This window comes from Gulosibacter hominis (assembly GCF_904842695.1).
Taxonomy (GTDB): Bacteria; Actinomycetota; Actinomycetes; order Actinomycetales; family Microbacteriaceae; genus Gulosibacter; species Gulosibacter hominis.
This window is the reverse complement of the sequence record NZ_CAJGWQ010000016.1, coordinates 17,422-40,412: the sequence shown is the minus strand read 5'-3', so window position 1 is coordinate 40,412 and position 22,991 is coordinate 17,422. Positions and strand designations below refer to the sequence as shown.

The following is a 22,991-nucleotide window of genomic DNA, read 5'->3' as shown; positions in this document are numbered from 1 at the left end:
ACCCCGTGAATGACTCAGCTGCAGCCCCCGTCACGGACCACCAAAATGCTGACACCGAGGCACTCGCCCCGGTCAAGCAAATTTTTGTTACCGGTGGTGTTGTCTCTTCGCTGGGCAAGGGGCTGACTGCAGCCTCGCTCGGCAATCTTTTGACCGCCCGCGGTCTTCGCGTGGTGATGCAGAAGCTCGACCCGTACCTCAACGTCGACCCGGGCACGATGAACCCGTTCCAGCACGGTGAGGTGTTCGTCACCAACGACGGTGCCGAAACCGACCTCGACATCGGCCACTACGAGCGTTTTCTTGACGTCAACCTGAGCGCCGCCGCGAACGTCACCACCGGCCAGGTGTATTCGACGGTTATTGCGCGCGAGCGTCGCGGCGAATTTCTTGGTGACACGGTGCAGGTCATCCCGCATATCACCGATGAAATCAAGCGCCGGATGCGGTTGCAGGCCAGCGAGACCCCGCGCCCGGATGTCATCATCACCGAGGTTGGCGGCACGATCGGCGACATCGAATCGCAGCCGTTCATCGAGTCGGCGCGCCAGATTCGTCACGAGCTCGGCCGCAACAACGTGTTTTTTGTGCACGTGTCGCTGGTGCCGTTCATGGGCGCCTCCGGTGAACAAAAAACGAAGCCCACTCAGCACTCGGTTGCCGCGCTACGCTCGGCGGGTATTCAGCCCGACGCGCTGGTGCTGCGCAGCGACCGGCCGGTGACCGAATCGAACCGCGCGAAGATCGCGCTCATGTGCGATGTCGACGAGGATGCGGTGGTCAACACTCCCGACCTTGCGTCGATCTACGACATTCCGGCAACGCTGCGCGAGCAGGGGCTGGATGAGGTCATCATCCGCCAGCTCAACCTGCCAGTGCGTGAGTTTGACTATTCGAGCGGCTGGCAAAAACTGCTGGATGTGGTGCACAACCCCAAGCACACCGTCACGATTGCGCTCGTGGGCAAATACATTGACCTGCCCGACGCCTACCTCTCGGTGGGTGAGGCGCTGCGCGCCGGTGGGTTCGCGAACCAGGCCAAGGTCGAGCTGCGCTGGGTGGCGGCCGATGATTGCGCCACACCTGAGGGCGCGGCAGCACAGCTTTCGGATGTTGACGGTGTGTGCGTGCCGGGTGGTTTCGGTATTCGCGGTATTGAGGGCAAACTCGGTGCGCTGCGATACGCCCGCGAAAACAAAATTCCGCTGCTGGGGCTTTGCCTCGGCCTGCAGACGATGGTGATCGAGTATGCCCGCAATGTTGCCGGCATCGAAGACGCCTCATCCACCGAGTTTGATCCCGAAACCCCGTCGCCGGTGGTGGCCACGATGGAAGAGCAGATTGCGATTTTGGGTGACGGTGACCTGGGCGGCACGATGCGGCTGGGCACCTACCCGGCGGTGCTCACTGCCGGATCGGTGGTGGCCCAAACCTACGGCAGCACCGATGTGGAAGAACGTCACCGGCACCGCTACGAGGTGAATAATGCCTACCGCGAGCAGCTCACCGAAGCCGGTCTGCGCTTTTCGGGCACCTCTCCCGACGGCAAGCTCGTTGAATTTGTTGAGCTGCCGGCCGATGTGCATCCGTTCTATGTGGCGACCCAGGCGCATCCCGAACTAAAATCGCGACCCAACCGCGCGCATCCGCTATTTGCCGGGCTCGTGGCCGCGGCGCTCGAGCGCCAGCGGGCGAGCCGGCTCGTGGAAATCGACGACGCTGATATTGCCGAATAATCATGCAAATCGTTGAGTCGGGTGCGGTTGCCGACCAGCCCGAATCGCACCCGGTTACCGCAACCGGGATGCTGCATCACGGCTGGGTGTGGAACGTGGTGTCGGAGTCGTTTCGCTATGGCGACACCGAACTGACTCGCGAATTCATCGCGCACACGGGGGCGGTGGCGGTGCTGGCGCTCGACGAAAATGATCGCGCGCTGTTGCTGCAGCAGTACCGGCATCCGGCCCGCAGCCGCGATTGGGAGCTGCCGGCGGGGCTTTTGGATGCACCGGGTGAAGATCCGCTGGCCGCGGCACAGCGGGAACTGGCCGAAGAAGCCGATCTGCAGGCATCCGAGTGGCATTTGCTGCTTGATTTTTGGACCTCGCCCGGCGGCTCGAACGAGTCGATTCGCATCTATTTGGCTCGCGGACTGCAAGCCACTGCCGAGACGTTTAACCGGCAGGCAGAAGAGGCCGATATTCGGTTGGCGTGGATCGGGCTCGATGAGGCGATCGAACGCATTTTTGCCGGCCAGCTGCATAACCCCGCGGCCTTGCAGGCACTGTTTGCCGCCAATGAGTCGCGCCGACAAAACTGGGCGACGCTGCGGCCGGCCGACACACCGTGGGACACCCGACCCGAAGCGCAGTCGGTGCTGCCCCGAGCAATTGCCGGCGGGCAGCGAGCTTGACCGGGCAACGGCTGACGCTCGACCGCGAAATTCAGCAGTATTTGCGTCATGTCACCATCGAACGCGGGCTGTCTGATAACTCGATTGCTGCTTACCGACGCGATCTCAACCGCTACCGTGATTGGCTTGCCGAACAGCAGGTAACCGCCCTCGAGGGGGTCACACCCGCGCAGGTGCAAGAGTTCATTGCCTGGCTACGTTCCCCGCGCACTGAGAGCGGCTTGGCGCTGGCGGCGAGTTCGGTGTCACGTATCGCTTCAAGCGTGCGGGGCCTGCACCGTTTTGCGCTCGATGAGCAGCTCGTGCAAGAGGATGCGACGGCCGATATTGTGACGCCAAAATTGCCGGCGCGGCTGCCCAAAGCGCTGACGATTGCGCAGGTAGAACAGCTGCTCGAAGCCAGCGGCGGTGATGAACCCGAACAGCTGCGCAATCGGGCGCTGCTCGAGCTGCTCTATGCCACCGGCGCGCGAATCTCCGAGGCTGTGGCGCTGGATGTGGACGATGTCATCGGCCAAGACATGATCCGGGTCAGGGGCAAGGGCGATAAGCAGCGGATTGTGCCGCTGGGAAGCTATGCGCGGCAGGCGCTCGACGCCTATCTGGTACGGGCCAGGCCCCAGTTCGCGGCCGCCGGACGATCTGGCGGGGCACTGTTTTTAGGGGTGCGTGGGAAGCGGCTCAGTCGTACCGGAGCGTTTAATATCCTGCAGCAGGTGGCGCAGCGGGCGCAGCTGAGCGAACATGTGTCGCCGCATGTGCTGCGCCACTCGTTTGCGACGCATCTGATGCAGGGCGGTGCCGATGTGCGCGTGGTGCAAGAACTACTCGGACACGCCTCGGTATCGACAACGCAGATTTATACCAGGGTGACTGCGGATGCGCTGCGCGATATGTATTTGACCAGCCACCCTCGGGCACGCGGCTAGTCTTACGGCCGCGGCTGGTTTTACGGCTGCGGCTGGCCTGGGTCGGGAGTGAATTGTGGCGGCGGGGCCGGCACAATCGACTCTTCAAACTGCGCTTCGCTGCCGGAATCGGTGGCGGTCATGCTGAGCGAAAAATGCGGCTGCGACTCGGTGGTTTCACGCAGCTCAGCAACGCGGTCACAGAACCGCTGCCACTCGGCGGCAGTTACTGCACGCTCGGCGTGCACCGAGAGCCGAGGCCAGGTGCCGGTCATGGTTTCAAGCTCAAGCTGCCCGAGCGCAACCCAGCTGGGAATCGGTTGACTGTGCAATTGTTCGTAGGTCGCAATCACGTCTTGTGATTGTGAACTGACCTCGAGCTGAAATTGGGCGATGCTGTCGGGGCCAAACTGCGCTAGCCGCATCCGGGCATACTCGAGCTGGTCGACGCTGTCGACGAGCTCGGCCCACTGCTGCGCATCGCGCTGCGCGTGCACCACCTCGAGGCTCGAAGTGGGGCCGAACTCGAGCCGCACCAGTGAAACATCGCAGCCTTCACCGAACAGTTTCGCGAGCAGCTGACCGAGCTGGTCGGGGGAGTAGCTGGTGGCCAGCTTCACCACCACATGGGTGCCGAGCACCATGGTCGACGAGGGGTCTTGGTCGAGTTCGGTGATCGAATAGTTGGCGACACCGGCGGCATTCGCAAGTTCGCGATCGATGTGTTCGTGCTGTCGCTGCGTGCGCGCTCGATCGTCTTCAGCCTGGATGATATTGGGCGTTCCGACCATGACCGTGACTGTCGCGACTGCGGCGACGAGCGCGCTGAACGCGCGCGTGATCACGGAGAACGGCCAAGACATGACTGCCAGGATAATCGCTGAACGGAAACGCACTGAAACTCGGCCACGCGCTAATCCGATAGCCGAGCGGCCGGCCCGGTACCGAGAGGATGCTCTGGCAACCGATTGCGTTACGCATCCGGATGACAAATGGCAACCAGCGGCGACAGCTTCAACCACTGCTTGAAGCCCAATCGCCGACACCCTTAAAGCGACGGTGGGAACACTCTCTGACGGCGATACCATGCCAGCAACACCCCGACAGTCTGGTGAAAATCACGCACTGCCGGATAGAACGAAGCTGTAACCCGGCAAACCCGAAAAGCACAGGCCGAATCAGTACAGGAAGGGAGGGGCACCGATCGTGAAACCAGACACTGATATGCCCGAACTGCCGGGTTTGGAAGTGCCCGAAGCGCTGCTGACCGCGGGAACCGAACGCATCAACTATGCCGAGGGCAGCGAACCCGGTCAGATCCGCTCGGCCGAATCGGTATCCACACGGCTGTACAACAAATTCCCCGACCCCCAGCCGCTCGAATCGCACGGGCCGGCGCGAGTGATCGCCATGTGCAACCAGAAGGGCGGCGTCGGCAAAACCACCACCTCAATTAATCTCGCCGCCTCGCTGGCCGCCTACGGGCGACGGGTGCTGTGTGTCGACTTCGACCCGCAGGGGGCGCTCTCGGCCGGGCTCGGTATCTCCACCCACAATGTGCCGACCATTTACGACCTGCTGATCGGGCGCGAAAACAACCCGCACAACGCGATTCAACCCACCGACTTTGATGGCCTCGACGTCATCCCCGCCAATATCGACCTGTCGGCCGCCGAAGTGCACCTGGTGACCGAGGTCGCCCGCGAACAGATCCTCGCGAGCCTGCTGCGGCAGATGGCCGGCGAATACGACGTCATCATCGTCGACTGCCAGCCCTCACTGGGGCTGCTCACCGTGAACGCACTCACCGCCAGCCACGGCGTCATGATTCCGCTCGAATGCGAATATTTTGCGCTGCGCGGCGTGGCACTGCTCATCGAAACGATCGAGAAGGTGCGCTCGCGGCTCAACCCGGCACTCGAACTCGATGGCATCCTGCCAACCATGTTCGACGGCCGCACCCTGCACGCCCGCGAGGTGCTCGACCGGGTCTACGAAGTGTTCGGCGACAAGGTGTTCGACACCGTGATTGGCCGCACCGTGAAATTCCCGGATGCATCCGTTGCTGGCGTGCCAATCGTGACCTTTGCACCCAATCACCCGGCCGCACAGGCGTACCGTCAGCTCGCCCGCGAACTGGTGGCACGCGGTGCAGCAGCCTGACCTCGCGGCGCTCGCTAACGACGGCCCAACCACCGACCCGAGCGTCGAAAGCTCCGACTCATTCCAGGTTTCACTCGAAGTATTCGAGGGGCCGTTCGATCTGCTGCTGCAATTGATCGCCAAACACGAACTCGACATCACCGAGATTTCGCTCTCAAAGGTGACCGACGAGTTCATCAGCCACGTCGCCAGCCTCGAAACCGCGGGCGAGCTCGACCAGGCGAGCGAATTTATTGTGGTTGCCGCGACACTGCTCGATATGAAACTCGTGAGCCTGCTGCCACAGGGCGACTACGTCGACGCCGAGGATGTGGCGGTGCTCGAAGCCCGCGATGTGCTGTTCGCGCGGCTGCTGCAATATCGCGCCTACAAAGAAGCCGCAAAGTGGTTGCAAACAAAATTTGCTGCCGAAGAGCACCGCTATCCGCGCACCGTGCCCCTCGAACCACAGCTGCGTGAGCGCGAACCCGAGCTCGTGTTTCCGCTCAGCCTCGCCGATTTCGCCGCGCTCGCGGCAATTGTGTTCACACCGAAAGCGATCCCGACGGTGGGGCTTGACCACCTGCACGCACCGCTGGTGTCGATTCGCGAACAGGCGACAGTGCTCGTGCGGCGCTTGCGCGAAAATGGGCCGGCACCGTTTACCGAGCTGGTGGCCGATGCCGACAGCCCCGGCGTGGTTATCGCGCGGTTTTTGGCGGTGCTCGAACTGTATCGCCGAGCAGCAGTCGCGCTCACGCAGGAACAACCGCTGGGCCCCCTCACGGTGAGCTGGGAGGCCGAGCACTGGAGTGATGAAGAACTTGGCACACTGGGGGCCGACTATGAGGGATGAATCAATCGCCGAACCCGTTGGCCGCGACACTGCGCGCGGCACGGTGGCCGAATCGACGGTCGGCAACGCCGAGCGTGCGGTTGATCTCGACCGAGCGCTGGAAGCAATTTTGTTCATCAGTGATGAACCAGTGCCGCTGGTGGCGCTCGCGGCAGCAGTGTCGCAGCCGGTCGCTAGGGTGCGTGAAGCACTTGCCCGACTGTGCGCCGACTACGATGGACAAAACGGCACGACACCGCGCGGTTTTGAACTGCGAGAGGTGGGCGGCGGCTATCGCATGTATGTGCGCAGCGGCTACGAAGACATCGTGGGCGACTTTGTGGCGGTGCGGCAGCCAGCACGGCTGTCACAGGCCGCGCTCGAAACACTCACGGTGATCGCCTATCGCCAGCCGGTGACCCGATCGCAGGTTGCGCAGGTGCGCGCGGTGAACGTCGACTCGGTGGTGCGCACCCTGCTGGCGCGCGGGCTCATCACCGAAAGCGGTAATGATCCACAAACCGGTGCGATTCTGTACGAGACCACCGAGCTGCTGCTCGAACACCTCGGGATTAATTCGATAGACGAACTACCAAAAATTTCACCATTCTTGGACGACGGAAGGGACGGATTCAGTGACTGAGCGTCGTGACGACACCCAGTATTCGCAGGGCTCGGAATTTTCGAGCGCTGGCGAGGATGCCCGCGAGCTGGCACAGTTTGCCGCCGCAGTGGCCCGCGCCGAGGCTGAACGCCCCGCCGGCGGCTATCAGCTCAGCGATTTTGACGACATCCCGTTCCCACCCGATCACCGCCCCGCAAATGCGGCCCCGGCTCGTGAGCTTCCCGAGGGAGTGCGACTACAAAAAGCGCTCGCAAACGCCGGCGTTGCCAGCCGCCGCGTGTGCGAACAACTCATCACCGCGGGTCGAGTGAAAGTGAATGGCTCGGTGGTGACCGAACTCGGCACCCGCATCGACCCCGATAACGACCGCGTGGTGGTCGACGGCACCCCGGTGCAGCTCGACCAAACCAAGCGGTATCTCATCCTCAATAAGCCCGTGAAAGTCGTCTCGTCAATGCGTGACGAACACGGCCGCCGCGATCTGCGCGAATTTACCGAACAGTATTCCGAGCGGCTCTACAACGTCGGCCGTCTCGACTATGAAACGAGCGGTCTGCTCATCATCACGAACGACGGCGAGCTCGCGCATGTGCTTGCTCACCCATCGTTCGGGGTGTCAAAAACCTATGTGGCCAAGGTTGATGGGCGGATGCCGGCTGCCGCAGTGCAGCAGCTGCGTGACGGTATCGAACTTGAAGACGGATTTATTCAGGCCGATTCGGCACGGATTCTCGCTGCCGGTTCATCCGCCAAATCGACACTCGTCGAAATCACCCTGCACTCGGGCAAAAACCGTATTGTGCGCCGGATGCTCGCGCATGTGGGCTATCCGGTGCGGTCACTGGTGCGGCGCAGCTTCGGGCCGCTGCACCTGGGCACGCTTCGCCAGGGTGAGATTCGCGAACTAACCGCCGATGAGCTCGGACAACTGCTGCGCCTGAGCAGCGGCGAACCTGCCGGCAGCTCCAACAAGCAGCGCGGTGAACGTGCCGACTCGCGCGGCGGCCAGCCCGGTCGCGGTAAGCGGGCCGGTCACGGTGGCCATCCGCGCAGCAAAAGCGGCGGCACCCGCGGCGGTCATGCCCGGGGCGATCGCGGCAGCCAGCCGCGGGGCCGGCGCGGCGGTGCATCCGGTCAGCAGCGTCGCGACGGCGGCGGTAAGCACGGTGGCAACAAGCACGGTGGAGGCAAACGATGAATAGCGTTCGAGCAAAGGCGCCGGTGCGCACTCTATCCCCGGTGCTCGTAGTTGGCACGGGCCTGCTCGGCACCTCGATCGGGCTGGGGCTGCGGCGGCTCGGTGTCGACGTGATGCTGCGCGATCTCTCACCAACGGCGATGCGGCTCGCTGCCGACTACGGCGCCGGCCGCATCGCACCAGCCGATCGCGCGACCGACGCGCAGCCGGAAGACACTCCGCGGCTCGTGGTCGTGTGCGTACCTCCCGACGCGGTGGGCACGGTTGTACTCGAACAGCTGCGCAACTGGCCAGACGCCATCGTCACCGACGTTGCCAGCGTTAAAACGCTCCCGCTCGAGGTGCTGCGCGCCGGCGGCGGGGATGTGAGCCGCTATGTGGGCTCGCATCCAATGGCCGGCCGCGAAACCGGCGGGCCGCTCTCGGGCCGCGCCGACCTATTTCTCGGGCGCCCGTGGGTGATCACCAGCACCACCGAAACCACGGTCGACAGTCTGCAAGAGGTCGAGGGAATGGCGCTTGATTTGGGCGCCACCGTCGTCAACCTCACCGCTGAAGACCACGATGAATCGGTGGCGCTTATCTCGCATGTGCCGCAACTGGTGTCGAGCGTGATGGCGGCACAACTGCTCGGCGACAACCTTGATGCCGCCAATCTCGCCGGCGGGGGACTGCGCGATGTCACCCGCATCGCCGCCAGCGACCCAACCATGTGGAACCAAATTCTGGCCGCGAACGGATCGCGGGTGGCCCGCATCCTGCGCAATATCGCCGGCGATATTGGCACGCTCGCCGACGCACTCGACGATATTGAAGCCGAAGGCGCCCGGCGCGTGGTCGCCGACCAGATGCGCGCCGGTAACGAGGGTGTCGCCCGCATCCCCGGTAAACACGGCTCGCGACGCACCTACGCCTCGGTAACCGTGATGGTCGACGACCGCCCCGGTCAGCTCGCGCGGCTGTTCAACGAAATCGGCGAGGCCGATATCAACGTTGAAGAAATCATGCTCGAACACTCGCCGGGCGCAAACCTTGGCCTCGTCGAAGTGTGGGTGCTGCCCGAGGTGCGCCAGCGCCTGGTCGACGAACTCGACAGCCGTGGCTGGCGGGTAGCGCAATAACCCAAACAGCCACGCCCGCAACCGGCCCTACGAAAGAAAAATGATGCCAAACCACCTGATTGTCGCGATCGACGGCCCCTCGGGGTCGGGTAAGTCGACCGTCTCACGCGCCGCGGCACAGCAGCTCGGCTGGCATCTGCTCGACACCGGCTCGGTGTACCGGGCCCTCACCTGGTTCGCGCTCGACCACCAGGTCGACCCCGCCGACCAAGACGCAGTAGTGGCGCTACTGCCCGAGTTTTTTGCGCAGTGGCGGCTGTCGCTCGAACCCGACGAGCGCTGGGTGCGCCTCGGCGACACCGACATCACCGAGGCGATCCGCGAAACGCGCATCTCAGAGCTCGTATCGGGCGTCGCCACCAACCTGCGAGTGCGCGCCGCCGTCAACGAACGATTCCGCCAGATTTTGCACGAAGACGACGCCGCCGGAATTATTGCCGAGGGGCGCGACCTCACCACGGTGGTGGTGCCCGACGCGCCGCTGCGCATCCTCATCACCGCCAGCGAAGCCGAACGCATCCGCCGCCGGCAGGCCGAGCGTGCCGGAGACAACGCTAAGCGAGTGGCGGCCACAATTAGTGAACGGGATGCGCGCGACGCGACGGTGGCGAACTTCACCAGCGCCGCCGACGGGGTCGTCGAACTCGACACCACCAACCTGACACTTGACGCCGCGATTACGGCCGTGATCGAACTCATCCGAAAGGCACAACAATGAGCGACCAGCACAACCCGATGGCGCCGCTCGGTGACCCCGAGAGCTCGCGCGAACACACCCCCTACCAGCCCGAACTGGTTGCCGACGACCACGACATCGAGGTGCACTACGCCGAAAGCGCCGAAGACTTTGTCGAACGAGTGGCGGCGATCGATGACGATCTCGCCGACCAGCGCGCCGAAATGCTGCGGCAGGGGCTGCGCGACTACGAACTCGACGACGAAGACCTCGCCATGCTCGAAGCCGACGCGGCCGGTCAAGACGACGTCTACTATCTGCCCGCGCTGCCCGTACTGGCGGTGGTGGGGCGCCCAAACGTGGGGAAGTCGGCGCTTGTTAACCGCATCCTCGGCCGCCGTGAAGCCGTGGTTGAAGACGTGCCCGGCGTCACCCGCGACCGGGTCAGCTACCGAGCCGAGTGGGGCGGGCGCGGATTCACCGTGGTCGACACCGGCGGTTGGGAACCGGATGCAAAAGGTATCGACCGCTCGGTTGCCGAACAGGCCGAAATTGCCATCGAACTCGCCGACGCGGTGCTGTTCGTGGTGGACGCGAACGTTGGCGCCACCGCCACCGATGAACACGTGGTGCGGATGCTGCGCAAAACCGACCGCCCCGTGATTTTGGCCGCCAACAAAATCGACGACGTCGTGCAAGAACCCAACGCCGCACCGCTGTGGAGCCTCGGACTCGGCGAACCTTGGCCAACCTCGGCGCTACACGGGCGCGGTGTGGCCGACCTGCTCGACGAAGTGATGCGGGTGCTGCCGCAAGAATCTCGCGTCGCCGAACGCGAAGTGGGCGGGCCGCGCCGGGTGGCGATCGTTGGCCGACCCAACGTCGGCAAATCGAGCCTGCTCAACAAGGCCGCCGGCGAAGAACGCGTGGTCGTCAACGACCTCGCCGGCACCACCCGCGACCCGGTCGACTCGCTCGTTGAAGTGGGCGGCAAACTGTGGCGGTTCGTTGACACCGCCGGTATCCGCAAACGCGTGCACCTGCAGCAGGGCGCCGACTTCTACGCCTCACTGCGCACCGCAACCGCACTCGACAAAGCCGAAGTGGCGATCGTGGTGTTCGACGTCGCCGAACCGCTCGGCGTGCAGGATGTGCGTATCGTCGAAATGGTGCTGCAATCGGGCCGCGCACTCGTGCTCGCCTTCAACAAATGGGACCTCATCGACGACGAGCGCCGCTGGCAGCTCGAACGCGAAATCGAACAAGACCTCTCGCATGTGTCGTGGGCTCCGCGCGTGAACATTTCAGCGCGCACCGGACGCCACCTCGAAAAACTCGTGCCGGCGCTCGAAACCGCGCTCGCGTCGTGGGACACCCGCATCCCCACTGGGAAGCTCAACGCCTTCCTCACCGAACTGGCGCAAGAATTCCCGCACCCGCTGCGCGGCGGTAAACAGCCACGCATCCTGTTCGCCACGCAGGCACAGACCCGCCCGCCGACATTCGTGCTGTTCACCACCGGCTTCCTCGACCCCGGATACCGTCGATTCATCCAGCGACGCCTACGAGAAGTGTTCAGTTTTGAGGGCACACCAATCGTCGTGAACATGCGCGTGCGCGAACGTCGCCGGAAAAAATAACCCCCGCCAACCGGGTCGCTTTTGATCGCGAAAGCTGCGTGCATCGTTGACTTGGTTGGGTAAGCTGAAAGCAGGAAAAATCGCCGCTGCGGTGCACTTCGCAGTGCCACGACACCCGATGGAGGGACGATCCGATGACCGATCAGTACACCCAGGCTCAAGCCGAATGGTTTGAACGCGTTGCGGCCGCCGAGCGGGTGATTCCGCTGGTTTCAAAGCTCTACCGCGAGCACAACATTGTGACCTCGATTCACGGCCGTCGCCTCATCAACCGTTCGGCGGTAGACGTGATCAAGGCGCACCGCTACGCACGTCGCGTGCAGGGCGAGGTGGTGTCGCTCGACCTCACCATCAAGCTGCTCGAAGCGCTCTCAGAGATGAACTTCGACACCGCCTCGGTCGACCTCGGTGAGCTCGCCCGCCTCTACCGCGAACAGGGCGGCGAAGGCGACATCGCGGCGTTCCTCGCCGAGCAGCTGGCAGAGGTGAAGCCCGCCGACGTGAACGGTCAGGGTAAAGATGTGGTGCTCTACGGTTTCGGTCGTATTGGTCGTCTGCTCGCCCGCATCCTTATTGAACAGGCCGCCACCGGACCGGGCCTGCGCCTGCGCGCGATCGTGGTGCGCAAAAACGGCGACGACGACCTCGAAAAGCGTGCCGCGCTGCTGCGGCGCGACTCGGTGCACGGCCCCTTCAACGGCACCATCCAGGTCGACAACGAAAACAACACGATTCTCGCCAACGGCACGCTCATCCAGGTGATCTACTCGAGCGACCCCGCCACTGTCGACTACACCCAGTACGGCATCAACGACGCCATCCTCGTCGACAACACCGGCCGCTGGCGCGACGAGGCCGGCCTTTCGCAGCACCTGCAGTCGAAGGGTATTGCGCGCGTGCTGCTCACCGCCCCCGGTAAGGGCGACCTGCGCAACGTCGTGTTCGGTATCAACCACAACGACATCACCGACGAAGAGAAGATTCTGTCGGCCGCATCGTGCACCACCAACGGCATCACCCCCACCCTGCACGCACTCGACAAGAAGTTCGGTGTGGTGCGTGGACACGTCGAGACCGTGCACTCGTTCACCAACGACCAGAACCTCATCGACAACTACCACAAGGCCGCCCGCCGTGGCCGCGCCGCAACCCTCAACATGGTGCTCACCGAAACCGGTGCCGCCAAGGCCGTTGCGAAGGCGCTGCCCGAGTTCGCTGGCAAGCTCACCGGTAACGCCATCCGCGTTCCCACCCCGAACGTTTCGATGGCGGTGCTCAACCTCGAACTCGGCCGCGAGGTGACCCGCGAAGAGGTCAACGACTACCTGCGTGAGGTTTCGCTGCGCTCGAACCTGCGCCAGCAGATCGACTACGTTGAGTCGCCCGACATTGTGTCGACCGACTTTGTTGGCCACGAGCGCTGCGGCATCGTTGACGGTCTCGCGACCATCGCGAACGGCACCAGCCTCGTGCTCTACGTGTGGTACGACAACGAGTACGGCTACTCGAAGCAGGTTGTGCGCATCATCGAGCACCTCGGTGGCGTGCACCCGGCAGTGCTGCCGCACCGTCGCGACGTGCTCGAGGTGTAATCGCTGCGGTTTAGTGCCTGGCGGGCTCGGTCTTTGGATCGGGCCCGCCTTTTTGTGGGTTGTTTGGCTGTTGCCGCGGGTTTTAGGGGGTGTTGTGCGGTGCTGTTGGCGGAGAGCGTGAGTTCAGCGGAAGATTTTGAGTGCAGGATGCGCTGTGGGTCATCCTGCGGCCAGAATGTTCCGAGAACCTCCCTCGGTTTCGGTGGTGGCGGCTTGCTGGGCTGCCCGAATCACCTCGATGAGCCGGCCGCGCAGCAGCTGCGCCCGCTCGGCGTAGCTGCGCTGTAGCTGCACATACTCGGCTTTGCCCTGCGGGGTTTCGATGGCGATGGCGGGGACGCTGTAGTCGCTGACGTCGTAGGGAGATGCCTGCATATCGGTCCAGCGGATTTCGCGGGCGAGCGCAAATGTATCCAGCAGCAGGTCGCCCGGTACGAGCGGGCCGAGTTTCATGGCCCACTTGTAGAGGTCCATGTTCGCGTGCAGGCAGCCGGTCTGGTCGAGATCGCACTGGGTGGCACGGGTGGGCTGGAGCTGGTTGAGCGGTCGCGCATCCGGGGTAAAAAACCGGAACGCGTCGAAGTGAGTGCAGTTGATGTCGTGCGATTCGACCACGGCGTCGGTGCCGGCCTGGCCGAGGCGTAGCGGAATGGGGTGGCGGTGTTCGGGCTGCCGGTACACCATCGCCCACTCGTGAAGCCCGAAACAGCTGAAACGTGGTTGCCGGCCGGCGATCGCCTCGCTGAGTACGCGTATTTGCCGGGCCACGTGCCCGCGGTCGGTCAGGAACGCGGCCGCATCCACCGTCACCGACCCGTCGGTATTGGTGCGGTACCAGCGCTTGTCGGCATACTCGTCGGCGTCGTAGAGAGCGGTGCCGATGCCCGGATGCCACTTGCGCAGCACCGAGGGACGGTAAGAGTAGTAGGTGAACAGGAAGTCGTCGATGGCGTGGCGGCGCCCCGCGGCGCGCGCGCTGCGGTACTCGGCGGTGAGCGCGTCTGCCCGGTGCGCGTGCTCGGCTGCGAGTTGCTGCCACCTGGCCGAGGAGAGTCGCTGCGTCATGATGCTGCCAGTTTAGTTGTGGTGCGTGCTTTGCTGCTTGGCTGTGCTGTGCTGTGCTGTGCTGCTTGCTGTGTGCTTGCCTGCGGATTTTTGTTTCCTGGCCTCAGAATTTTGTTTCCTGGCCTCGGATTTTTGTTTCCTGAAATCAGAATTTTGGCTGCAAAACAGGGGATTTGGGTCCGGATTGAGGCGAAACAGCCGGTTTTGCAGCCAGGAAACAACTTTCTGCATCCGGATGCAGCCAGGAAACAAATCTCAGTTTTGGGATGCAGCCAGGAAACAAAATTCCGCAACGGGATGCAGCCAGGAAACAAAAATCTGAGGGGCGGTGCGGCGTGGGCGAGCTGGCGCAGTGCGCGCGGCGGTGCGGCTATGCGGCGGGTGCGTGCTGGGCTCGTGCGAGGGCAAGCTCAGCTTGTAGCCGGGCAACTTCTCTGGCGATGGCAGCGGGATTGATGAGCTCATCACGGGAGCGCAGACCATCACTGAGTACGCTGTTGTCGCTGACTTCAAGTCGCTCTAGGGGAGTGAGCGGGTTATCGAATACGCGGACGCTACCGTTGCCTGTCCAGACCTTGTACTTGGCACGCGTGATTGGGAGTAAATAATTGTGTCGAGCGTCGAGCACTTCCCATAGCTGAGTTTGCAGCTGTGCCTCTCGTTTGTACATGGCTAGTTCGTAAGGGTGGCAGTTGCATTGGGCAGAGTCGCTCGTAGCTGCGGCGTTGGTGGTCGCGAAATTAGGCGGCGAAACATCAATGCCGAGCTGTTGAGCCCAGCTGATGAGCGAGAAATTCAATAGTTCGCTGCCGCTGTGAACGTGGATGTTGCGGAAGGGGACCGGATTCGCCTCCAAAGCGCGATCAAGCAGTGGAAATAGCAGGTGTGGGGATGCGCTGGTGGTTGCTACCCGAATGCGCCAACCGGTGAGCTTGTCGTAGAGACCAAGTGAAAGGATGTGGCTGCAGCCACTTTCTGGATTGTTTCCGGCGGCAGCACACAGACGAAACATACCGGCTTCTTTGACGGGCTCGTTCTCGGCCAGGCGCTGCTGTAGAGAGTCGTTGATTTCCGGCTGTGATTGCGGTGTGCTGTTCGCTCGTGCTGCTCGGAGGTATCGATCGATCGACGCTGAGCTCATAGTGAGCAGTTCGCTGCGTACCGTGTTGTCGGCCAGTTCTCCACGCAGTTCCCCGTGGCGGTCGAGGCGGTACAAGAGCTGCGGCATCATCGCTTGGAGGCGCCGTCCGCTGGGTTGCCCCACGAGGTGCCAGAGCTGCTCGAGTGCTGTGGTGGTGCTGGTGGAATATTTTCGGCTTCCAGAGGGGCGGCCGGGAGCTGTTCGAGTTTTTGGGTTTGCAGCCTCACGAAGGCTTCGTCGGCAGTGGTCTCGTGACCAGCCAGTTTGTGCCTGGAGATGCTCAAGGATGACACCCTTTTCGATGCGGCTGGCACTCTGGTATCCGCGTGCCAGCTGTATCAGCTGTGATCGTTCTTGCGACATTGCAATTACAACTCCTCTAGGTCTTCGTCGACCACTTGAGCCATTTGCGAAGGGCTCTTATGGCGACTTTATTTCGCTGTGGTGCCCAGAACTACTTCCGAAGTGCGACATTCAAAGGGCTCATATTTCTCAGAGTGTGAAAAATGGGTAGGGTGGTGCCTAACGACACACACCGGAGTGAGCATGGTTACGGACCCCGCATCAACCGCGGCGACAGGCGAGGACGGACTCTCAGTCGAGAGCCGACTGGCCGAAATAGAACGACTTGATGAGCTGTCTGTGGCGATGCAAAAGCGCATCCTGCACGGGGAGGGGTTGCAAGAAATGCTTGCCGAGCTTGCCGAGGTGACAGCAAAGCCCGTGCTCTTTGACGACTTCACGCAGCAACTTGTTGCCTATTCGCCAGGGCCATCTCTTACCGATGCGCAGCTGCTGGAGCACTGGGAGCTTCATGCTCAGCAGCCGCACGGTGCGAAAGGTGGCATTGATTGCGTCTTTGCGCCAGTGCAGCTGCGTGATGAGCAGTGGGGCACGGTGCATCTGCTATTAGGAGCTGAGACGGCTACCGATTTCGATCAGCGGGCAGTGGAGCGGGCGGCACTGAACCTCACACTGTGGATGCTGACGCGCCGTGAATCGACCTCGCTCATCGATACGGCGCGCAGTGAGTTCATCGCTGATCTGTGGCGCGGTCGCCGCTGGAGTCACGACATGTTGTTGCAGCGTTCACGAAGTGTGGGTGCCGACCTGGAACGCCCCGTGTTGTTGGGAGTCGCGATCCGGCTTGGGGGAGAGACTGCCGGCGAACGGGCACTCCTGCAAAATGCGCTTGAACGTTTGCGTAAAAATGCAACCCAACACGACCTCAGCTGCATGGCGGCGGTCGTCGAATCAACCTGTCTCGGCATTGTTGGTATGTCGCGGCAACAGGCGGAGGCGCGAGCAGGTGAGAAGCTAGCAAACGCGGTACTCAATGCGCTCGGCGACCGGTTCGGTGACGTCACTATTTCGATCGGACTCAGCCGTGAGGGTTCGGTTGGTCGGTTGCGCAAACTACTCACCGAATCTGTGGATGCCAGCCGACACGGAGCCGAAGTGGTGCAAGTATCCGGTTTGTACCAGAGCTCCGATCTGGGCCTTCTGAGCCTGCTGAGTAACCTCGCCGAGGGGCCAGAGCTGCGACGCTACGTTGACGATGAACTCGGCGCGGTGTTGGGGTTGACTCCCGCTCAGCGAACGCCGCTACTGGAGACGCTGCAGACGTTTCTCGATTGCGGCGGCAACAAGACCGTCGCGGCAAAGCAGCTCCACATCGAACGGCGATCGCTGTACTACCGCATCGAACGGCTCGAGGCGCTGCTTGACAGTAACTTGGATGCAGCCGCCACCCGGCTGCGGCTGCAAGTGGCTCTGCAGGGGCTTGAGGTGCTGCGACGCGTCGGGGCGCCACACCAGCGCGCGTGAGCGACCGTCACCTCTATCCTTCGCAAATACTGTGGCCGAGCAGCCAAGCCCGCTGTAGTGCCCAGGCCTGTTCGATTTGTGCGATGCTGACCTCTTCATAGTCGGTGTGCGCAAGAGTTGGCACCCCCGGACCAAAATTGATCGAGGGGATGTTCAAACTCGATAGACGCGCAACATCAGTCCATCCGAGCTTGGCTCGCACCGGAAGCCCCAACTTTTTGACGAGATCTGCGACCTCGGGAGAGTACCTGCTCGGGTGTGAGGCGGCGGCCACGTCAAGCACCTCGAAATGGTCAGCATCGAAGCACATGTCACGAAGCAGCTGTTCGGCTTCCTGCGGTGATCGGCTGGGCGCAAAACGGAAATTAATATCGATCTCGGTGAGATCTGGAACCACATTGGCGGCCACCCCAGCGCTGCAGCGCACCGCCTGAATTCCTTCACGGAACTCGAGGCCATCAACGACAGGACGTTCTGGCTGGTATTCGTGCAAAAAATTCAGCAGCCGTCCGGCACGATGAATCGAGTTAATGCCTTTCCATGCTCGGGCGGTATGCGAGCGGCGTCCCCGATAGGTGGCCCGGATGGTAATCGTGCCGTTGCAACCCAGCTCAATGCATCCATTTGATGGTTCACCGAGCACTGCGAGATCGGCATACAAAAGATCACGATGGTTGCGCACCAGCCGCCCGAGGCCGTTTCGTTCCTCCTCGACCTCTTCGTGGTCGTACCAAACCCAGGTGATGTCCATCGCTGGCGTCGCGAGCTCGAGAGCGAGCGCGAGCTGCACGGCAACTCCCGATTTCATGTCGACAGTGCCGCGTCCACGTAGCATGGCTTCGCCCGTTTCGGCGTTCACTGAATCGACCACAGGGAGCAGACCATTAATGGGTACGGTGTCGAGATGTCCCGCGATGAGCACGCGAGTGTCTCGGCCGAGTTCGGTTCGCGCAACGATCGCGTCGCCATCACGCAGCACTGTGAGATGCGGGGCATGGCGGGTCAGCAGTTGCTCAATGGCATCGGCAAGCTGCGTTTCATACCCAGACTCGGACGGAATATTGCACAGCTGGCGTGCCAGTTCAACCGCTCCGCGATCGGGGGCGAGCAGGTCAGTCGTGTCACCAGCATGCTTACTGGATGCGGTCACAGATTTAACCATCAACAATCTCGATTCGTGGGTTGTCGCCTTCGGCGATGAGGCGTGCCCGCACTCCCAACGGAACCGGTTGCACCTGTTTGCCGTGACCAAACGGAAGTCCGGTGACGATGGGCACACCGAGCGGCTTCAGATACTCCTCGAGTACAAACATCACCTGCTCGGGGTCGCCACATTTTTCCCAGGTGCCAAGCCCGATACCGGCCACACCATCGAAGTAGCCCGAGCGCACCAGGGTGAGTAGCTGACCATCGAGACGCCACGGTTCTTCGCTGACGTCTTCGAGCAAAACAATTTTGCCGTCAGCATTTTGGGTTTCGGGCGGAAACAGATTCATGCCGCGAGCCTGTCGAATTAGGCTCAGGGTGCCGCCGGTGAGGGTTCCCTCAACGGTTCCACCTTGGACTGTCACCGCATCGGGGGAGGTGAGCGCAGCATTGTGATAATCACCAAAAACTGCCTCGTGGAGTTTTTCGACATTGTGCGTTGAGCGCAGCAGATCAAAAGTGGCGAACATTGGCGCAAACCAGGTGGGTACCCCCAGATGCTGCTCCCAGTATTCGTGCACGCCAGTGAGATCGCTGGAACCGATCAACGGCTTTGGCTTCGCTTTGCGCAGCTGCTCGGGGTCGAGGTAATCAACCAGCCGGAGGGTGCCGTAGCCTCCGCGCAGGCAAAAAATCGCGTCGATTGAGTCGTCGAGCCAGGCATCGGTGAGGTCTTGGGCTCGATCTTTATCGAGCCCGGCGAGGTAAGCGGCTCGAGGATGCCGGTCAAGAGCGTGCTTACCTAGAACGGGGTCCAACCCCCACGCATCCAGAATGGCAAGGGATTCATCGACAAGGTCGGGTGTGGGAGGAATCGAGGTGCTGATAAGAGCAACTCGGTCGCCACGCTGAAGCGGGCGAAGTGCAGGGTGCGAAGTCATTAGATTCCTTCCGATTCTGCGGTGATGTCGGCTGAGTCACGGGTGGGGACGACCGACAGGAACTTCCGCGTGTAGGGATGTTGTGGATTGAGCAGCACCTCGTCGACGGGGCCGTGCTCGACGATTTCGCCGCGGTACATCACCGCCACTCGATCCGCTATGTTCCAGGCAAGACCGAGATCGTGAGTGATGATGAGCGCACCGAGCCCGCGTTCGCTGCGCAACCGCAAAAAGAGCGCGAGCACGCCAGCCCTTACGGATGCATCCAAGCTCGCAACTGGTTCGTCAGCAATGAGGAACTCGGGGTTGAGCGCGAGCGCACCGGCGATGACTACTCGCTGCCGTTGCCCGCCAGAAAGCTCGAACGGGTACGAGTTGAAGAATTCTTCAGGCGGGTCAAGTTCGGCGGCGGCGAGTGCTCGCGCCACGAGTTCGCGTTCATCGCCCTTAATTCCCTGCACCCGGATGCCTTCGGCCACCTGCTCGTAAACAGTGTGGCGACTGTTGAGCGCAGCCATCGGATCTTGTAGCACGTATTGAACCTTGCGGCGGTACTCCTTGAGGTGGCGCTGCTTGGTCGGCAGCGGGTCGCCACGAAACATGACTTCGCCATCGGTGGGTTGCTGGAGACCGAGCATGGTGCGGGCGAGGGTGGTTTTTCCGGAACCCGACTGGCCGACCAAGGCAATGATTTCGCCGGGGCGACAGGTGAGGTTCACGTTGTTCACGGCGACATTATGGGTGCTGCCGCGCCCGAACTCGACCGTGAGGTTGCGCGCCGCGAGCGTGACCTGCTCGAGGGAAATGCTTTGGGTTGATAGGTCGGCCACCGATTCAATTTGTCGAACCGCTTCGGTGAGCTTTACCTCGGGACCCGCGGTTGGTGCATCCGGGGCTGTGTAGTTCGGCAGCGAGAGCCTTGAGGAGGGGTCGCCGATCAAGGGGAAAGCTGCAGCGAGTTTTGCAGTGTGCGGATGCTGCGGGTTCGTGAGCACTTCATTACTCGGGCCGTGCTCGATAAGCTCGCCCTTGTACATGACGCCGATTTCGTCACACACCGTGGCGAGCACGGTGAGATCGTGGCTGATCATGAGCAGAGTGAGGTTGCGTTCGGCCGCTTTTTCTTTGAGCAGGTCGAGCACCTGAGCCTGGACGATGACATCGAGTGCGGTCGTGGGTTCGTCGGCGATGATCACATGCGGTTCACATGCGAGCGCCATAGCAATCATGACGCGCTGTTTCTGCCCGCCAGAAAGCTGGTGGGGGAATGACTGGCCCTTTGCTGGGCTCAGATCAACCTGGCGTAGCAGCTCATCTACCCGCTCAGCGCGAAGCTTCGGGTCCTTCAGCGGCGCGAGTTCGTCTACGGCGTGCAGTTCAATCGCTTCGGCGATTTGCTCGTTGACGCGTTTCACCGGGTTGAGCGCGTGCATCGCGCCTTGGAATACCACGGCGGCCTCAGTCCAACGCACCACACGCAGCCGCCCCCAACTCATGTCGGCGACTGATTCACCGTTGAGGAGGATCTCACCCTCGATCTTCGCGTTCTTCGGCAGCAAGCGAAGGATGCTCATGGCGAGCGTTGATTTGCCACTGCCAGATTCACCGGCGAGGCCGAGCGCACCACCTTCTCGAACTGCCAGCGAGACATTTTTGACGGCATCGATTGCGCGGCGGTTCGAGCCCGCTCGTTGCTGGTAGCGGATCGTGACGTTTTTGAACTCCAGCTTGTTCACTTTGAACCGCCTCTCAGAGCAGGATTAAACACTGTTTCCATGGCGCGTCCCACCAGGGTGAACGCCAACACCGCAATCACGATGGCGATACCCGGTGAGAGTACAACCCACCAGTACCCCGCGGTTGCCGCACCCGCATCCATCGCACCCTTGAGCATTGAGCCCCACGAAACCGTACTCGGGTCGCCCAGTCCGAGGAATGACAGGGTCGACTCGGCGATCACTGCGAGTGCCACGGTGAGGGTGGTGTTTGCGAGCACAAGCGGCATGACGCCGGGGAGCACATGACGAATGAGGATATGCGGGCTGCCGGCGCCCAGGGCACGAGCACGCTCAATATATGCCTGCGTTTCGATCTGCATGGTCTGTGAGCGCACTACACGCGCCGTGCTTGCCCAACCGGTCACACCGATGGCGATGATGATGGTGGTCAACCCCGAACCGATGACCGCCGAAAGCGTGATCGCCAGCACGAGCGAGGGAATAACGAGGAAGAAGTCAATGATGCGCATGAGCACTGCCTGGGTGAACCCCTGGAAATGGCCGGCTGCCATACCAAAAATGGTGCCCACAACCATTGAAATTGCAGTGGCTGCGAAACCGACCAGCAGCGAAGCGCGCGCACCCCAGACTAGCTGAGCGAGCACATCGATCCCGCGGTTATCAGTGCCGAGCAGAAACTCGGCGCTCGGAGGCAGATTCGGTGGATTGTCTGTTCTCGCGACGCTGAGTGAGTCGGCTGGGAAAAGTAGCGGAGCTGCGAGCGCTGCGGTAATGCACAACACAATCAAGACGAGCCCGACAATGCCCGAAGTTTGCCCAGCATATTCTTTCCAAAAGCCCTGCAGGCGAGACAGATTTCGCTGTAGCGCCCCATGACGAGGGGCTGTGGATTGCAAGGTAGTCATGACGTCCTCAACCTCGGATCAATAATGCGATAGGCGATATCTGCCAGGAAATTCATCAGAATGACCACACCCGAGAACACCACGAAGGTGCCCTGCAGCAGCGGGAAGTCAGATGAACTCAAGGCTTGGAAGGTGAGGTAGCCAAGCCCCGGCCACGAAAACACGGTTTCAACTGTCACAGCCCCGCCGATGAGGCCGCCCACCGTCATGAAAATAACGGTGATAGTTGGCAGCAGCGCGTTGGGTACAGCATGACGCTTCCGCACAAGGTCTTCGCGCAGGCCCTTCGCGCGGGCGGTCAATAGATAGTCTTTGGGCAGTTCTTCCAGTAGCGAAGCACGCATAACCAGCAGGTAGTGCGCATATGACACTGCGCCCATGGCGAGGGCTGGGAGCACCAGGTGGTGTGCCACGTCGAGCGCATGGTCGATTCCGGTGAGTCTTGACCCGGGTGTGGTCATGCCGCCGGTGGGGAACCATCCGAGCATCCCGCCAAACACCATGATCAAGATCAGACCCAGCCAGAAGGTGGGCACCGACCACAGCGTGAGCGCGATGCCCATATTGGCATTATCGAAAGCGGTGCCACGTCGCCATGCAGCTCGCTGTCCAATTGCAAGGCCAATCACGATAGCGATGAGCGAGGCAGTGCCTGTGAGCAGGATAGTGGGCCAGAAACGCTCAGCAATCAATTGCGTCACGTCTTGCTTGAGCACCAGCGACGAGCCGAGGTCACCGGTGAAGAGTCCCTTGACGTAGAGGATGAACTGTTCAAAAAGCGGTGCATCCAGGCCGTGTTCGGCACGTAGGGCTGCAAGCTGCTCGGGTGTGGTGCGTCGGTCTTGCGCGAGCATCCGTACGGGGTCGCCCGGCAGGATGCGGAACGCGAAGAAGCCAACCACAACAACCAGGATCATGGAGATGGCCGCACCGCCCGCCTTGGCCAGAATGAAGCGAGGCCAAGAACTGCGTGATTTGGGTTCGTCAATGTCCGTCTGGGGACCGTCGGGCAGGTTTGCCTGTTCCGACGGTCCCGACTGGACACGATTTGTGTCACTCATGCGTTACCTTCACCGT

19 protein-coding genes and 1 pseudogene are annotated in these 22,991 nt (G+C 62.0%); 12 read left to right on the top strand and 8 right to left on the bottom strand.

Features of this window, described 5'->3' with window-relative positions:
- The first annotated feature begins 80 nt into the window (after positions 1-80).
- From JMV54_RS09305 to xerD, 3 genes are read left to right on the top strand one after another with little or no spacing between them, the layout of a single operon-like run.
- Positions 81-1,736: a CTP synthase gene (locus JMV54_RS09305; protein WP_230972902.1), complete on the top strand. Its 1,656-nt coding sequence runs from the start codon at positions 81-83 to the stop codon at positions 1,734-1,736.
- Between the two features lie 2 nt (positions 1,737-1,738).
- Positions 1,739-2,413 (top strand): NUDIX domain-containing protein, encoded by a 675-nt coding sequence (locus tag JMV54_RS09300; RefSeq protein ID WP_201518635.1) that lies wholly within the window; start codon positions 1,739-1,741, stop codon positions 2,411-2,413.
- An 11-nt stretch (positions 2,414-2,424) separates the two neighbouring features.
- Positions 2,425-3,342, top strand: coding sequence for a site-specific tyrosine recombinase XerD (gene xerD / locus JMV54_RS09295; protein ID WP_201518648.1), 918 nt, complete (start codon positions 2,425-2,427; stop codon positions 3,340-3,342).
- A gap of 20 nt (positions 3,343-3,362) precedes the next feature.
- On the opposite strand, the gene JMV54_RS09290 is transcribed toward xerD, so the two are convergent.
- Entirely contained in the window at positions 3,363-4,184 is an 822-nt protein-coding gene (locus tag JMV54_RS09290) for a hypothetical protein (RefSeq protein ID WP_201518634.1), read from the bottom strand.
- Between the two features lie 361 nt (positions 4,185-4,545).
- On the opposite strand from JMV54_RS09290, the gene JMV54_RS09285 reads away from it, so the two are divergent.
- From JMV54_RS09285 to JMV54_RS09250, 8 genes and pseudogenes are all read left to right on the top strand, one after another.
- Positions 4,546-5,484: an AAA family ATPase gene (locus JMV54_RS09285; RefSeq protein WP_201518647.1), complete on the top strand. Its 939-nt coding sequence runs from the start codon at positions 4,546-4,548 to the stop codon at positions 5,482-5,484.
- A complete protein-coding gene (locus tag JMV54_RS09280; protein WP_201518633.1) occupies positions 5,471-6,319 on the top strand; it encodes a segregation and condensation protein A in 849 nt (282 codons plus the stop codon). The genes JMV54_RS09285 and JMV54_RS09280 overlap by 14 nt, the downstream gene beginning before the upstream one ends.
- Positions 6,309-6,941 carry an SMC-Scp complex subunit ScpB gene (scpB, locus tag JMV54_RS09275; protein ID WP_201518632.1) on the top strand — a complete coding sequence of 211 codons (633 nt, stop codon included), beginning with the start codon at positions 6,309-6,311 and terminating at the stop codon, positions 6,939-6,941. Before JMV54_RS09280 ends, scpB begins: the two co-directional genes overlap by 11 nt.
- A gap of 211 nt (positions 6,942-7,152) precedes the next feature.
- Positions 7,153-7,866, top strand: a pseudogene (locus JMV54_RS09270) (pseudouridine synthase); the annotation flags it as partial.
- A 251-nt stretch (positions 7,867-8,117) separates the two neighbouring features.
- Positions 8,118-9,242 carry a prephenate dehydrogenase gene (locus JMV54_RS09265; protein WP_201518631.1) on the top strand — a complete coding sequence of 375 codons (1,125 nt, stop codon included), beginning with the start codon at positions 8,118-8,120 and terminating at the stop codon, positions 9,240-9,242.
- Between the two features lie 40 nt (positions 9,243-9,282).
- Positions 9,283-9,960 (top strand): (d)CMP kinase, encoded by a 678-nt coding sequence (cmk, locus tag JMV54_RS09260; RefSeq protein WP_230972898.1) that lies wholly within the window; start codon positions 9,283-9,285, stop codon positions 9,958-9,960.
- Positions 9,957-11,558: a ribosome biogenesis GTPase Der gene (gene der, locus JMV54_RS09255; RefSeq protein WP_230972897.1), complete on the top strand. Its 1,602-nt coding sequence runs from the start codon at positions 9,957-9,959 to the stop codon at positions 11,556-11,558. The genes cmk and der overlap by 4 nt, the downstream gene beginning before the upstream one ends.
- A 134-nt stretch (positions 11,559-11,692) precedes the next feature.
- Positions 11,693-13,150, top strand: coding sequence for a glyceraldehyde-3-phosphate dehydrogenase (locus JMV54_RS09250; protein ID WP_201518630.1), 1,458 nt, complete (start codon positions 11,693-11,695; stop codon positions 13,148-13,150).
- Between the two features lie 159 nt (positions 13,151-13,309).
- Here the strand turns inward: JMV54_RS09250 and JMV54_RS09245 are convergent, their stop codons facing one another.
- Positions 13,310-14,215 (bottom strand): 3-methyladenine DNA glycosylase, encoded by a 906-nt coding sequence (locus JMV54_RS09245; protein WP_201518629.1) that lies wholly within the window; start codon positions 14,213-14,215, stop codon positions 13,310-13,312.
- A 370-nt stretch (positions 14,216-14,585) separates the two neighbouring features.
- Entirely contained in the window at positions 14,586-15,446 is an 861-nt protein-coding gene (locus tag JMV54_RS09240) for a hypothetical protein (RefSeq protein ID WP_201518628.1), read from the bottom strand.
- Between the two features lie 456 nt (positions 15,447-15,902).
- On the opposite strand from JMV54_RS09240, the gene JMV54_RS09235 reads away from it, so the two are divergent.
- A complete protein-coding gene (locus JMV54_RS09235; RefSeq protein WP_230972901.1) occupies positions 15,903-17,183 on the top strand; it encodes a PucR family transcriptional regulator in 1,281 nt (426 codons plus the stop codon).
- A 13-nt stretch (positions 17,184-17,196) separates the two neighbouring features.
- Here the strand turns inward: JMV54_RS09235 and dapE are convergent, their stop codons facing one another.
- Genes dapE through JMV54_RS09210 form a run of 5 tightly spaced genes read right to left on the bottom strand, consistent with a single transcriptional unit; the run spans position 17,197 to position 22,975 of the window.
- Positions 17,197-18,333 (bottom strand): succinyl-diaminopimelate desuccinylase, encoded by a 1,137-nt coding sequence (gene dapE / locus JMV54_RS09230; RefSeq protein WP_230972896.1) that lies wholly within the window; start codon positions 18,331-18,333, stop codon positions 17,197-17,199.
- Positions 18,334-18,337: 4 nt separating this feature from the next.
- Positions 18,338-19,270 (bottom strand): S66 peptidase family protein, encoded by a 933-nt coding sequence (locus JMV54_RS09225; protein ID WP_201518625.1) that lies wholly within the window; start codon positions 19,268-19,270, stop codon positions 18,338-18,340.
- Positions 19,270-21,006, bottom strand: a complete 1,737-nt coding sequence (locus tag JMV54_RS09220; protein WP_201518624.1) for an ABC transporter ATP-binding protein — start codon at positions 21,004-21,006, stop codon at positions 19,270-19,272. The genes JMV54_RS09225 and JMV54_RS09220 overlap by 1 nt, the downstream gene beginning before the upstream one ends.
- On the bottom strand, positions 21,003-21,914 hold the full coding sequence (locus tag JMV54_RS09215; protein ID WP_201518623.1) for an ABC transporter permease: 912 nt from the start codon (positions 21,912-21,914) through the stop codon (positions 21,003-21,005). The genes JMV54_RS09220 and JMV54_RS09215 overlap by 4 nt, the downstream gene beginning before the upstream one ends.
- Positions 21,911-22,975: an ABC transporter permease gene (locus tag JMV54_RS09210; protein ID WP_201518622.1), complete on the bottom strand. Its 1,065-nt coding sequence runs from the start codon at positions 22,973-22,975 to the stop codon at positions 21,911-21,913. The genes JMV54_RS09215 and JMV54_RS09210 overlap by 4 nt, the downstream gene beginning before the upstream one ends.
- Positions 22,976-22,991 lie beyond the last annotated feature (16 nt).

Bases quoted from the DNA above. Each gene is read 5' to 3' on its own strand.
- JMV54_RS09300 (WP_201518635.1), top strand. From the start codon at position 1,739: ATGCAAATCGTTGAGTCGGGTGCGGTTGCCGACCAGCCCGAATCGCAC.
- JMV54_RS09290 (WP_201518634.1), bottom strand. From the start codon at position 4,184: ATGTCTTGGCCGTTCTCCGTGATCACGCGCGCGTTCAGCGCGCTCGTC.
- JMV54_RS09285 (WP_201518647.1), top strand. From the start codon at position 4,546: ATGCCCGAACTGCCGGGTTTGGAAGTGCCCGAAGCGCTGCTGACCGCG.
- scpB (WP_201518632.1), top strand. From the start codon at position 6,309: ATGAGGGATGAATCAATCGCCGAACCCGTTGGCCGCGACACTGCGCGC.
- JMV54_RS09265 (WP_201518631.1), top strand. From the start codon at position 8,118: ATGAATAGCGTTCGAGCAAAGGCGCCGGTGCGCACTCTATCCCCGGTG.
- cmk (WP_230972898.1), top strand. From the start codon at position 9,283: ATGATGCCAAACCACCTGATTGTCGCGATCGACGGCCCCTCGGGGTCG.
- der (WP_230972897.1), top strand. From the start codon at position 9,957: ATGAGCGACCAGCACAACCCGATGGCGCCGCTCGGTGACCCCGAGAGC.
- JMV54_RS09250 (WP_201518630.1), top strand. From the start codon at position 11,693: ATGACCGATCAGTACACCCAGGCTCAAGCCGAATGGTTTGAACGCGTT.
- JMV54_RS09245 (WP_201518629.1), bottom strand. From the start codon at position 14,215: ATGACGCAGCGACTCTCCTCGGCCAGGTGGCAGCAACTCGCAGCCGAG.
- JMV54_RS09240 (WP_201518628.1), bottom strand. From the start codon at position 15,446: ATGATGCCGCAGCTCTTGTACCGCCTCGACCGCCACGGGGAACTGCGT.
- JMV54_RS09235 (WP_230972901.1), top strand. From the start codon at position 15,903: ATGGTTACGGACCCCGCATCAACCGCGGCGACAGGCGAGGACGGACTC.
- JMV54_RS09225 (WP_201518625.1), bottom strand. From the start codon at position 19,270: ATGACTTCGCACCCTGCACTTCGCCCGCTTCAGCGTGGCGACCGAGTT.
- JMV54_RS09215 (WP_201518623.1), bottom strand. From the start codon at position 21,914: ATGACTACCTTGCAATCCACAGCCCCTCGTCATGGGGCGCTACAGCGA.
- JMV54_RS09210 (WP_201518622.1), bottom strand. From the start codon at position 22,975: ATGAGTGACACAAATCGTGTCCAGTCGGGACCGTCGGAACAGGCAAAC.